This window comes from Streptomyces sp. NPDC005262, assembly GCF_042872425.1.
Taxonomy (GTDB): Bacteria; Actinomycetota; Actinomycetes; order Streptomycetales; family Streptomycetaceae; genus Streptomyces.
On sequence record NZ_JBIAKK010000003.1, the window covers coordinates 472045 to 484624 of the forward strand.

Annotated in this window: 11 protein-coding genes; 7 read left to right on the forward strand and 4 right to left on the reverse strand. The window is 69.5% G+C overall.

The genetic code is table 11. From position 1 onward, the window contains the following. Nucleotides 1-118 precede the first annotated feature (118 nt). Nucleotides 119-292: a hypothetical protein gene (locus ACFYP5_RS12080; RefSeq protein ID WP_389033942.1), complete on the reverse strand. Its 174-nt coding sequence runs from the start codon at nt 290-292 to the stop codon at nt 119-121. A 279-nt stretch (nt 293-571) separates the two neighbouring features. Then, a complete protein-coding gene (locus ACFYP5_RS12085) occupies nt 572-2056 on the reverse strand; it encodes an SDR family NAD(P)-dependent oxidoreductase (RefSeq protein ID WP_352305537.1) in 1485 nt (494 codons plus the stop codon). A gap of 454 nt (nt 2057-2510) precedes the next feature. On the opposite strand from ACFYP5_RS12085, the gene ACFYP5_RS12090 reads away from it, so the two are divergent. From ACFYP5_RS12090 to ACFYP5_RS12110, 5 genes are all read left to right on the forward strand, one after another. Next, complete coding sequence (locus ACFYP5_RS12090) at nt 2511-3398, forward strand: RNA polymerase sigma factor SigF (protein WP_389033945.1); 888 nt, start codon at nt 2511-2513, stop codon at nt 3396-3398. A gap of 386 nt (nt 3399-3784) precedes the next feature. Continuing rightward, a complete protein-coding gene (locus tag ACFYP5_RS12095) occupies nt 3785-4996 on the forward strand; it encodes a PP2C family protein-serine/threonine phosphatase (RefSeq protein ID WP_389034467.1) in 1212 nt (403 codons plus the stop codon). Next, nucleotides 4989-6614, forward strand: a complete 1626-nt coding sequence (locus ACFYP5_RS12100; protein WP_389033947.1) for an ATP-binding protein — start codon at nt 4989-4991, stop codon at nt 6612-6614. Before ACFYP5_RS12095 ends, ACFYP5_RS12100 begins: the two co-directional genes overlap by 8 nt. Continuing rightward, entirely contained in the window at nt 6611-7054 is a 444-nt protein-coding gene (locus ACFYP5_RS12105) for a response regulator (protein WP_389033950.1), read from the forward strand. The genes ACFYP5_RS12100 and ACFYP5_RS12105 overlap by 4 nt, the downstream gene beginning before the upstream one ends. Nucleotides 7055-7153: 99 nt before the next feature. Continuing rightward, nucleotides 7154-7609, forward strand: coding sequence for an ATP-binding protein (locus ACFYP5_RS12110; protein ID WP_389033952.1), 456 nt, complete (start codon nt 7154-7156; stop codon nt 7607-7609). Between the two features lie 65 nt (nt 7610-7674). Here the strand turns inward: ACFYP5_RS12110 and ACFYP5_RS12115 are convergent, their stop codons facing one another. Next, nucleotides 7675-8838 (reverse strand): PP2C family protein-serine/threonine phosphatase, encoded by a 1164-nt coding sequence (locus tag ACFYP5_RS12115; RefSeq protein ID WP_389033955.1) that lies wholly within the window; start codon nt 8836-8838, stop codon nt 7675-7677. 80 nt (nt 8839-8918) lie between these two features. On the opposite strand from ACFYP5_RS12115, the gene ACFYP5_RS12120 reads away from it, so the two are divergent. Together ACFYP5_RS12120 and ACFYP5_RS12125 are read left to right on the forward strand one after the other, a co-directional pair. Then, nucleotides 8919-9431 (forward strand): MarR family winged helix-turn-helix transcriptional regulator, encoded by a 513-nt coding sequence (locus ACFYP5_RS12120; protein ID WP_389033958.1) that lies wholly within the window; start codon nt 8919-8921, stop codon nt 9429-9431. Between the two features lie 258 nt (nt 9432-9689). After that, nucleotides 9690-10022, forward strand: coding sequence for an STAS domain-containing protein (locus tag ACFYP5_RS12125; protein WP_389033960.1), 333 nt, complete (start codon nt 9690-9692; stop codon nt 10020-10022). Nucleotides 10023-10092: 70 nt separating this feature from the next. Here ACFYP5_RS12125 and ACFYP5_RS12130 read toward each other — a convergent pair whose 3' ends face one another. Continuing rightward, a complete protein-coding gene (locus ACFYP5_RS12130) occupies nt 10093-12456 on the reverse strand; it encodes a GH92 family glycosyl hydrolase (protein WP_389034469.1) in 2364 nt (787 codons plus the stop codon). Nucleotides 12457-12580: the final 124 nt, after the last annotated feature.

Below are 12580 nucleotides of genomic sequence, written 5' to 3' on the forward strand. Positions count from 1 at the left end.
GCCGCCGAGTCGCCGGACCACATGCCGAAGCCCCGGCGCTCCGTGGTGGCGGAGGGCCGGGGCTTCCGATCTGACGGACCGGGGCGAGTGATCGGGCCGCGTGGGTCGGGCCGGAGGATCAGTCGATGCCCGGCAGGATGTGCGGCTCGGCGAGGTCGTCCTCGTAGCCAGCCAGCCGGATCGGTGCGGACCTGGCCCAGACTTCGATGTTCCGGAGCTTTTCGGGCCGCTTGGCCTGCTTTCCGTTTCGCTCCGTCGGTCGCTTCTCGTGCTTCGTCAGTTCTGGTGTCACCGCGCACTCCTTAGTGTCACGTCACCCCGGGCGGCGCCGAGCCTCCGGCCTCAGTAACCGGAAATCGACTGCCCATGAGGGGCAGGGGCAGGAACAGTTCGGTCGCGGTGGCGCCGGGTGTGGATCGGGGACGGTGGCCTGGTTACAGGCCTGTCCCAGGACGGCCGAGGAGGTTTCGTGGATCCCTTGGTGGCGTCCGTGCACATCAGACTAACCAAATGAGCGCGTCCGCGCTCGATGGAATGCGTCCAGTGGCTCACTTTCGGACATCCGGGTGATCTACCAGCCTGCGGGCGCGTAGTCCTTGAGGAAGCAGCCGAACAGATCTTCGCCCTCTTCGCCCCGCACGATCGGGTCGTAGACCCGGGCGGCGCCGTCGACCAGGTCCAGCGGGGCGTGGAAGCCCTCCTCGGCCAGGCGGATCTTGTCGGGGTGCGGACGCTCGTCGGTGATCCAGCCGGTGTCCACGGCGGTCATCAGGATGCCGTCCTTCTCGAACATCTCCTGGGCGCTGGTGCGGGTGAGCATGTTCAGCGCGGCCTTGGCCATGTTCGTGTGCGGGTGGCCCGCGCCCTTGTAACCCCGGCTGAACACGCCCTCCATCGCCGAGACGTTGACGACATAGGCCCGCTTGGCGGCCGTCGCGGCCATCGCCGGGCGGAGCCGGCTGATCAGGATGAACGGCGCGGTGGAGTTGCAGAGCTGGACCTCGAGCAGCTCGATCGGTTCGACCTCCTCGACCGTCTGGATCCAACTGTTGGTGTGATGCAGGTCGGGTACGAGACCGCCCGCGTCGATCGCGGTGCCGGCGGCGATCCGCTCCAGCGACGCGGAGCCGGTGACCAGGGCGAGCTCGGTGACGTCCTGAGCGGTCAGCCCCTCCTTGCGGGCGGCGGGCAGGGCCGCGACGCGGTCGACCGAACCGCTGCCGAAGGTGCCGATGACCTCGGCGGCGGGGAGCTCGCCCGCGGGCAGCGGGGCGGATTCGGCACTCACCAGTTCGCTGTACGCCTGCGGGGAGCGGCGCACCGTCTGGGCGGCGTTGTTGATCAGGATGTCCAGCGGTCCTTCGGCGGCGACCGAGTCGGCGAGCGCGACGACCTGGGCGGGGTCGCGCAGATCGATGCCGACGATCTTCAGCCGGTGGATCCACTCGGCGCTGTCCGGCATCGCCTTGAAGCGGCGGATCGCGTCGTTGGGGAAGCGGGTGGTGATCGTGGTGTGCGCGCCGTCGCGCAGCAGCCGCAGCGCGATGTACATGCCGATCTTGGCGCGGCCGCCGGTGAGGAGCGCCCGGCGTCCGGTGAGGTCGGTGCGCGCGTCGCGGCGGGACCGGTTCTCCTTGGCGCACTGCGGGCAGAGCTGGTGGTAGAACGCGTCGACCTCGACGTACCGGGTCTTGCAGATGTAGCAGGACCGGGGCCGCTGAAGTATCCCGGCGATCTCGGCACCGGCTGAGGAGGACGGCAGGACCCCCTGGGTCTCGTCGTCGATACGTTCGGCCGACCCGGTGGCCGTGGCTTCGGTGACGGCCTTGTCGTGCGCGGTCTTGGCGGCCCGTCGCTCCTGGCGGCGGCGCTGCTTCACCGTCCGGTAGACACCGGCGGTGGCGCGGCGCACGGCGATGGCGTCCGGGTGGTCGACCTCGATGGAGTCGAGTTCGTCGAGCACGCTCAGGCAGACGGCCAGCCGCTCCGGGTCGATACCGGGACCGAACTCCTCGATACCGGGAGCGAGCTCCTGGCTGTCCTCTGTCACCGTCATTGCCGTTCCTCTGTCAGTCATGCCGCCGGGTTCTCTCGGCGGCCCCGGACACGTCGCCGCAGTGGGCTCACGAGGACTGGCATCCACGGTGTTGAGGCCCGGCTGCGGGCTTGCGCGAAGCCGCCGCACTTCGGGCCGAATGCCCCGCTCAAGTCTGCCATGTCCGCCGCGCTGCTCCATCCGGGTCGGCGCAGCGGGACGGCGGGAGCACGAGAGGCGCCACGGGCTCTGGGGGACCGCTCGGGCCGCGGCGCCCCGCGAGGACGGGGAATCGCAGGGCGAGGTCCGTCGGAATCTGCCCTGATGAGCCGCGGTGGACGAGACGAAACGCACATAAGGGGGCAGAGTGCCCGCCGTGGCCGGGCTGACGAAAAAAATTCGGGACTTCGCGCATTACTCACGGGAAGCGGGGCAGACGCCGCTCGAGCATCCAACGAACAGGGAGGGCGACGACATGGCGACCGCGTCGGAGCGGATCAGCGCAGGAACACTCCACCAGCAGCCCGGTGCCCTCACCGGCGCCGGGGATGTTGAGCTGCCCTGGGTCGAGGACACGGGAAAGGTCGCCCCGAAGGACGCGCGGCAGCTCTCCAAGCTGTTCCTCGACAAGCTCCAGGTCCTCGAAGAGGGCACGCACGAGTACCAGTACGCGCGCAACACCCTCATCGAGATGAATCTCTCGCTGGTGCGCTTCGCCGCGTCGCGGTTCCGCAACCGGGCCGGTGACGACACCGAGGACATCATCCAGGTCGGCACCATCGGCCTGATCAAGGCGATCGACCGGTTCGACCTCTCCCGTGACGTGGAGTTCGCCACCTTCGCCGTGCCGTACATCGTGGGCGAGATCAAGCGCTTCTTCCGTGACACCACCTGGTCGGTGCACGTGCCGCGCCGGCTCCAGGAGCTGCGTGTCGACCTCGCGAAGGCCAAGGAGCGGCTCTCGGCCGAGCTGGACCGCGACCCCACCGTCAAGGAACTGGCCGCCCATCTCGACCTTCCGGAGGAGGAGGTCATCGAGGGGCTCGTCGCCGCCAACGGCTACTCCGCCGGTTCCCTGGACACCCCCTCGGCCGACACGGATTCGAGCAAGGACCAGCGGTCGTACGCCGAACTCCTCGGTGAGCCCGACCCCGGTATGGAGGCGGTCGAGAATCTCCATGCGCTGGCGCCGCTGCTGGAGAAGCTGGACGACCGTGAGCGACGCATCGTGCAGATGCGGTTCGGGCAGGAGATGACGCAGTCCCAGATCGGTGCCGAGCTCGGCGTCTCGCAGATGCACGTCTCGCGGCTGCTGGCGCGCATCGTCCAGCAGCTGCGCGCCGGTATGTCCGTGGAGGCCTGACCGCGGCACTGAGCGCCGGAGCACGTGCCGCCACGGATCTGCACCGCTCGAAGCGGCCGTGCATCGACGGCGTGACGGCGCGTCGTCCTCACAGCCGCCTCCGCGCGGGCGGAGAAGGCGACGGGCTACATGCCACCGACTGATCCGCCGGGCGCCGGAGCGGCGCGATGCCGCTCGTTCCGGTGGTGTGTTTCCCGGCCTGTCGGGTCTGCCCGCTCCGGGCACACCCGGCAGGCCGGCCCGCGGGGTTCCGTCCGCGCCGGGTCGCGTGGCGGCACGACTCCTTCGCATATGCTGCGAGACGATCGGAAACGACCTGGGCAGACCGCACGAGGGGGTGGAGAGTGTCTGAGCCGCGCGCAAACGCCCCGGCACATCCCACGGCCCTGGCCGCCCTCCCGGCGCAAAGCGCCCCCGGGCGCTCCGTATGGAGTGTGGACGCCACGATCCTGCTGGTCGAGGACGACGCCGGTGACGCCCTGCTCGTCGAGGAGATGCTCACCGACAGCGAGTTGGACTCCGGTCTCATCTGGCGCAAGTCCCTGACCGAGGCCCTGGAGTTCCTGCAGGCCCTCAGTACCCCGGTCTGTGTGCTGCTCGATCTGCATCTTCCCGATGTGCACGGGCTGCAGGCCGTCACCCAGATCGTGGAGACGACACCGGACGCCGCGATCGTCGTACTGACCGGACTCGCGGAGGCCGAAGCGGGCCTCGCCGCCGTCGCCACCGGCGCGCAGGACTATCTCGTCAAGGGACGCATCGACCCCCAGGCACTGTCCCGCGCCGTTCGCTACGCCCTCCAGCGCAAGCAGGTCGAACGCGCCGCCGCCGCACTGCGTGCCAACCGGCTGATGGCCCAGGAGAACGCGCGCCTGGAGCGCGGGCTGCTGCCCGTCCCGCTGCTGCGCGACGAGAGTTTCGATGCTGTAGCCCGGTACGAGCCGGGCCGCGCGCACGGTCTGCTGAGCGGCGACTTCTACGACGTGGTGCAGACCCCCGACGGCAACGTGCACGCGGTGATCGGCGACGTGTCGGGGCACGGCGCGGCGGAGGCCGCGCTCGGTGTGTGTCTGCGAGTGGCGTGGCGTACGGCCGTACTGTGCGGCACCGACCCGCTGGAACAGATAAGGCTCCTCGAGGCGATTCTGGTCGCCGAGCGCTCCGACCCGCATGTCTTCGCGACGGTGACCTCGCTCGTCTTCCCCACCGACGCCCGGCACGTCAGCGTGGTGCGGGCCGGACATCCCGGGCTCCTGCTGCGGCGCGGCACGGAGGTCGAGTGGTTCGAGCCCGAGGGCGGCATGGCACTGGGGCTCCTTCCCGGAGCCGGCCAGTGGTCGACGACCGAACTCGCACTCCCCCGCGAGGGCGGGGTGGTGCTCTTCACCGACGGACTCTTCGAGGGGCGGACGGGCCCTGACTCGCGTCTCGGCGAGGAGGGTCTGCTCGCCATGGCACAGAACGCCGGAGGTCTTGCCGCCCGCCCCTTCATCGACGCGCTGGTCGCCGGCGCCACGGAGGGCGCCTCGCCCTACGGCGGCCTGGCCGACGACGTCGCCGTACTGCATCTCGGCTGGAGAAAGACCCCCGATGAGTGACATGGCCACCGGACCGGCCCCGCGCAAGCCGTGGTTCTCCCGCCTTTCGGTCCAGAACTGGGTGCATCTGATCCTGGGCGGATTCGTGCTGGTCGTCTGCGGGTGCCTGGTCGTGGGAGGGCTCGTGCTGGCCAGGATGTCCGACCGGACCACCGACCTGGTGGACCGTATCCAGCCGGCCCGCTCCTCCGCCTTCCAGCTGCAGAATGCCCTGCTCGATCAGGAGACAGGGGTGCGCGGATACGCGCTCAGCGGCGACAAGGCCTTCCTCGAACCGTACAAGGCCGGCAAGCGGGACGAACAGCAGCGGATCGCCCGCATGCGCGCGGTACTCGGTGACGAACAGCCGTTCAGCGACGACCTGAACCGGATCGCCGCGGCTTCCGCACGGTGGCGCACGCTGCACGCGGAACCGCTGATCGCCTCGGCGCGAAGCGGGCCGACGGCCGACTCCGCCGCCAGGATCCTGGAAAGCAAGCGGGAATTCGACATCCTGCGCTCGCTCTACGGCACGCAGCAGCAGCACCTCGACGCCGCCCGGGACCGGGCCCGCGCCGGACTCAACAACGCCCGGGTCATACGCGACCGGGCGATGATCGCCCTGGTGCTCGTGTTCGTGCTTACCGTGGTCTCACTCAGCATCCTGTTCAACCGCGTGGTGGCCCGGCCGCTGACCGCCCTCGCCATCGGCTCGGGCAAGGTACGGGCAGGCGCGTTCCGGCACCGCATCGAGGTCCACGGGCCGTCCGACGTGCGGACGGTGGCGGCGGCCGTCGAGGACATGCGCAGCCGTCTGGTCTCGGAGCTCGAAGAGGCCCAGGAGCGTGAATCGCTGCTGGCCCAGCAGGCCGAGGAGCTCCGTCGCTCCAACTCCGAACTGGAGCAGTTCGCCTACGTCGCCTCGCACGACCTCCAGGAGCCGCTGCGCAAGGTGGCGTCGTTCTGCCAGCTCCTGGAAAAACGGTACGGCGACGAACTGGACGCGCGGGGCAAGCAGTACATCGACTTCGCGGTCGACGGGGCCAAGCGGATGCAGGTGCTCATCAACGACCTGCTCACCTTCTCGAGGGTGGGCCGGGTGCACGACAGCTGGAACTCCGTGGACTTCGACCGCGCGCTGGACCGCGCCGCGGCCAATCTCGCACTGTCCATCGAGGAGACCGGCACCACCCTCGTCCGGCAGGACCCACTGCCGCAGGTGACCGGTGACCCGACCACGCTCACGATGATCTGGCAGAACCTGATCGGCAATGCGGTGAAGTTCCGCAGGCCCGAGGTCCCGTGCGTGATCACGGTCAACTGTGTCCGGGAGGATGAGCAGTGGCTCTTCACCGTGCAGGACAACGGCATCGGCATCGCCCCGGAGTTCTCGGAGAAGGTGTTCGTCATCTTCCAGCGCCTGCACTCCCGCGAGGACTACGACGGCACGGGCATCGGACTGGCGCTCTGCCGCAAGATCATCGAATTCCACGGCGGCCGGATCTGGCTGGACCCCGAATACCGTGAAGGCGCTCGCATCCACTTCTCGCTGCCGGTCAGCCCCGACGCGGCGCGCCACCCGGCCGCTGAGCCCGCCGCCCCCGCTCCTGATCCCGATCCCTCCGGAGACGCAACGTGAACACCCCGGTACAGCCCATCGAAGTCCTTCTCGTGGAGGACGATCCCGGCGACGAGCTCATGACCCGGGAGGCTTTCGAGGACAACAAGATCCGCAACACGCTCCATGTGGCGCGGGACGGTCAGGAGGCGCTGGACTTCCTCTACCGCCGCGGCGAGTACGGTGACGCCCCTCGCCCCGACCTGATCCTGCTCGACCTGAACCTGCCCCGGTACGACGGCCGGCAGGTGCTGGAGAAGATCAAGAGCGATCCGGATCTGGCACTCATTCCGGTGGTCGTACTCACCACGTCCTCCGCCGAGGAGGACATCTTGCGCAGCTACAAACTGCATGCCAACGCCTATGTCACCAAGCCGGTCGACCTGGATCAGTTCATTTCGGCCGTACGCCAGATCGACGAATTCTTCGTGACGGTCGTACGACTTCCGGGCCGCTCCTGACCACCTTCGCGATGTCCAGGAGTGGGAGCCCTTGACACGGGTAGATGAATCGCGAAGACAAGGTCACCGACCTCCCCCGCTGCGCCCTGGCTGGAGCTCATGAACCAACACGCCCTCTCCCGGCCGGACGACCCGCCCCCGGGTCACCGGCTCACTGAGGCACTCCACATCGCCGAAGTGTTCGGTGGTGAGCCGGGCTGCGTCGCGCAGGCACGCGACCTGGCCGATCAGTTCCTGCTGCGGCTCACCAGCGAATGGCTGGCGGTGCTCGGCGAGCACACCCGTAACGACCTGATGCTGGCCGTGAGCGAGCTGGTCACCAACGCCGACCGCTACAGCCACGGCCCCTACCTGCTGGAGCTGGAGGGCACCGCGCGGCGGATCAGCGTCACGGTCTATGACAGCAGCACGGCACTTCCCGTGCTCTTCTCCCCCGACCCGACCCGCCTCGGCGGTCACGGCATGGAGATCGTCGTCGCCCTCTGTGACCGTCTGACCGCCGAGCGTGTACCGGTGGGCAAGCGGATCCGGGCCGAGTTCGAGCTCAGCAGCTGACCCCCTCGGTGGGGGCCCGGACCCGGTCCGGCGGGGACCGGGCCCGTGTCCCGGGGAAGGTCCCCCTACTGCCGGCCGAACCAGTCGATGCACATCACGAGTGCGTCGTCGAGTGACTCCGAGCCCCGGTGGTCGGCCAGCTCGCGCAGTACGGCGCGCGGCACGGTGGCGGCCGGCAGCAGCCTGGTCGCGAGGATCGCGCGGGCCAGAGCCCGTTCCCCGTACTTTTCTCCCAGCGGCGACACGGCCCCGTAGACGCCGTCGCTGACCAGCATCAGCCGGTCCCCCGGCACCACGTGGAACTCCTGCACGGAGTACTGGGACTCCTCGAACATGCCGAGCGGGAGCTCCGCCTCCAGGTCGATGCGGGTGACCGTTCTGCCGCGCAGCCGCCACAGCTGCGGAGAGCCCGCGTCGACGGCGCCCACCCGGCCGGTGGCCAGGTCGAAGTGGAGCAGCAGCGTGGAGACGTGGGCGCTGCCGCGGTGCAGCCCGTAGATCGCCTGGTCCGCGAGGGACGCCTGGTCGGCGATGTCGATCCCGGCACGCCTGGCGTTGCGCAGCGCGTTCACGGCGAGGTTGGTGAGCAGCGACGCCTGGATGCCCTCGCCCATGCCGTTGGTGACGGCGACGGTCAGCTGGCCGGCGTCGGCGGACCAGTCGAAGTTGTCGCCGTGGATCGCGTAGGCGGGTTCCAGTTGCGCGCCGATGGCGTACTCGGCCGCCGTGCAGGCCCGCGCGGGAAGGAGCTGCCACTGCATCTCGGCCGCGAGCGTGAGTCTGCTGACCCGGCGCGCCCGCTGGTAGAGATCGGTGTCCCGTTCCGCGACCAGGATCTCGTGACCCAGGAGATCGGCCACATGGGTCAGCTCGTCCACCGTGGCCGGGGTGGAGTTCCCGGCGGGCAGGCGCACAGTGAGAATGCCGAGCCGTTCCCCTCGCACCGTCACCGGGAGGTGATGGTCGAGGGCGTCGTCGGACCGGTGGGACTGTTCGCGCGGTTCCTGACTGCCGAAGGCCCGGCCCTCCGGGCTGTTGTGCATCGACAGCGGGTCGCCGGGGCCGTCGACGGGGTCGACGGGCTTGAGTACGGTCATGCCGTAGTCCGCCAGCAGGAGCTGGACGCGGAGCGCGCCGTACTCCCTGCGCAGTGCCTCGCGGACCGTCTCCACCAGGGCGTACGGTGCCGCCGCCCGCACCGCTCGTTCGATCTCCTGGCGCGCGCTCACGGTCTCCGGGTCCTTCTTCGAGCGGCGACGGGGCCGGTTCCGGGCTGACAGACGGGCGTGCGGAGTGAAAGAGTGGACGGATGCCCCGTCCCACCGGTCACCCGCGCCCCCTTGAGCAGGTGTCCGCGGATGTCTGTTCCGCCTCCGAGTTGCTGGAGGTGCTGTGGTCGCGCGGGCAGGAGGCCGCGGCTGCGGTCGCGTTCTCGCCCTCCCAGCTGCGGGCGCTGCTCGTGATCGAGCAGCAGGAGGGCAGCAATCTCCGGTCGCTCGGTGAGGCGCTCGGTTCGCGCGCGCCGTCGGTGAGCCGGCTCTGCGATCGCCTGGAGGCCATGGGCATGGTCCGGCGGGAGCCCAGTGCCACCAGCCGCCGGGAGGTCGAGCTCCGGCTGACCCAGCACGGCCGCACCCTGCTGGAGGAGTACCGGTCGATCCGCACCCAGGAGTTCGCCGCGGTGCTGGGACGCATGCCGCAGGCCGCGGTGGCCGCCCTCGCGGAAGGGCTGGCCGCATTCAACACGGCCGCTGCCGAGCGGATCGGGGCGGACGGCGGTCCGGCGACCGGGCTGAGCGACGATGTCGCGGAGAGCGCCTAGTTTCATCCGGCCCCTGTCCCTGCGCGTGAGCGAGCCGGACCCGACGTGGGTGCGGTCGTTGTTGATCATCTGGAATAGATTGTTACCCACGGAGAATGTTGTCAAGCGACAACTGTTCCTTCTATGGTTCGGCAGGTACCCCACGCCGCGAGCCGGGACGGATCGCGACCGAGCCGCCCGCCCGCGGCGGCCGTTCCCGTCCACCCAGTGCATCCTGAGGTGCCTTCCGTGCTTCCACCGCCCAGCGAAGACAAGGCCATGCGAATCGTCCCACGCCAGGAGCGAGGCGCGCTGATACTCGCCTTGTCGGGTGATTTCGACATCGACAACGTCGGCGTTCTCGGCGCCGCACTGGAGAATGCGGCCCAGGACGGGCCGGGCCCGGTCGTTGTCGATCTCTCCGCCGTCTCGTTCGCGGACTCCACGACGGTGAACATGCTCCTCCACGGGCAGACCGTGCTGGGCGCCCGGATGCGGCTCGCCGCGCCTTCACCTTTCATGGACAGGCTCATCCGCGTACTCGGGCTGGACAGTGCGCTGCCGGTCTTCGCTACGGTGGCGGAGGCCATCGACCCGCCGTCGCCGGCCTGACCCCGGCAATGGCGGACGCCCGCCCCTGGTGAGCCGAGGGGCGGGCGTCCGGGCGTTCCGGCGGAGCGGCTCAGCCGAGAGCGGGCGGTGCGTCCGCGGGCGACGTGCCCCAGGCCGACGGGCTGCTGCCCACAGTGAAGGAGAGCGAGCGGGCCGAGCGGATGTCGTCGGTGGTGAGGTAGGTGCGCGCCTGAGCCGCACCGTCGATCCGCGCCGACTGGATGTAGCGATCGGCGTCCGACGTCCCGGGCGCGCTCACCGTGAACGACCCGTGCGGGTAGTAGCGACGGTCGAGCGTGAGATCGACACGCTCGAACGCCGGCGTGGACAGACCCCAGGTGTCGGTGCCGGGCTGGACCGGGAAGACACCGATGGAGGAGAGCACCATCCAGGCGGACATCGTGCCGAGGTCGTCGTTGCCCGTCATACCCGTGGGGGCGTCGGTGAAGAGGGTCAGCGCCGCGTGCACCACGTCGGTGGTCTTCCACGGCTGCCCGGTGGAGAGATAGGTGTACGGGGCGATGAGGTCGGGCTCGTTCTGCGGGTTGTACTTGTCGGCGTTGTAGTACGCGTACGGGCCGTTGACCCAGACCTCGCGGGCGGTCTTCGCCGGATCGGCGAGCAGCTTGTCGTACGCGAAGAAGGAGTCGAGCCGCTGGTTGGCGGCGTCCTTCCCGCCGATCAGGCCGACCATGCCGGGCAGGTCCTGGGGCACGAGCCACTGGTACTGCCAGGACGTGCCCTCGTGGAAGCCCTCGCTCTGTGCCGGGTCGGCGGGGCCGGTGAAGGCTCCCGCGGCGTCACGGGCGCGGAAGAAGCCGGTCGAGGGGTCGAAGATCTTCCGGTAGTTCTGGGCGCGGTCCTCGTATCGCTTCGCGTCGGCGTCGTGGCCGAGGTCGCGGGCCATCTCGCCCAGCATCGCGTCGGAGAGGGCGTACTCCAGGGTGGCGGAGGCACCGTGGTCGAAGTCGGAGTCGCCGGGCTTGGCGTGCGGACGGTCCTTGATGTACGGGGCGAACCCGTCCTTCAGGTACTGCACGTTGGCTTCGCGGCCGACGGGCGCGGAGTCGGTGGGCGGGACGCCGTCGGCGTTCTTCTTCAGGGCGCGGTACGCCTCTTCCTCATGTCCCTTCAGCAGCCCCTGCTGGTAGGCGTTGGTGAGGAACGGGGTGACGGGGTCGCCGGTCATGATGTTCGTCTCGACCGTGCCGTAGCCCCACTTGGGCAGCCAGCCGCTCTCGGCGTCGATCCGCAGGACCGAGATCGCCATGTCGCGCGACTCGCGCGGGGCGAGCAGCGAGAGGAGCTGGGCCTGGGTGCGGTAGGTGTCCCAGAGCGACCAGTTCTGGTAGTACGTGAAAGCCCCGTCAGCAGCAACAGCGCGGTGGGTCTTCTGGTCCCAGCCGGTGTAGCGGCCGTCGACGTCGCTGCCGACGTTGGGGGCGAGGAAGGAACGGTAGAGCGACGAGTAGAAGGTGCGGCGCAGCTCGTCGCTGCCGCCCTTGGCCTTCACACCTTCCAGCCGCTCCTCCCAGGACTGCTGGGCGGCGTGCTCGACCCGGTCGAAGCTGCGGCCGCCCTCGGCACGGAGGTTGAGCGCGGCGCCCTTGGCGTCGACGTAACTCAGCGCGGTGGTGGCCTCGACGGTGCGGTCCTTGGTGGTGTCGAAGCGCAGCCAGGCACCGTTGCGGGCATCGGTGGCCGAGGACTTCTTGGAGCCCTCGGTGACGGTGTCGCCGTTCCAGGTGCCGGAGGTGGTGAACGGGCGGTCGAAGTGGGTGATCGTGTAGACGGTGTACGGCTTCGTGTCCTGGCAGAAGCCGCTGCCGGTGATCGCCGTCCGTACCGTGCGGTGGTCGAGGATCTCCACCGTGGAGGAGAGCGTCCGGTGCAGCGACTGGCCGGCGTTGAGCAGGACGTTGGCCTTGTCGGTGGCCGGGAAGGTGTAACGCTGCACACCGGTGCGCTTGGTGGCGGTGAGCTCGGCGTCGATCCCGTTCTTCAGCCCGACCTTGTAGTAGCCCGGGCTCGCCTTCTCGTCGTCGTGGCTGAACTCCGCCGCGTACTTGGCGTAGTCGGTCTGTGTGACGTCACCGGTGGTGGGCAGCGTCGGCAGATCGCCGCCGAGTCCGCAGCCCACACCGGAGAGATGTACGGCGGAGAAGCCGCGTATGTGGTTCTGGGCGTAGTCGTAGCCGGTGTTGTGGCCGGTGTCCGGGGAGAGCTGCACCATGCCGAACGGCACGGACGCGCCCGGGTAGGTGTTGCCCTCGTTCTGGGTGCCGATGAACGGGTTGACCAGATCGGTCAGTTCCCCGTCGGCGCGGGGCGCGGCCTGGGCCGTGGCCCCGGTGGTGAGGACACCGCCGAGGAGCGCGACGGCAGCGAGTGCGGCCGCCGGGCCGCGGAGTCTCGGCCGTGGGGTCCGGTGCATCCGTGGGATCCGGTGCATGGGGTACTCCTCCTTGGACAACGTTGTCAGAGCGCGATCATTCTTGGTTCCCCGGTGATCCGCGTCAAGAGTTCGGACGCGAACGCTCCGGTCCGCCCCGGGCAGG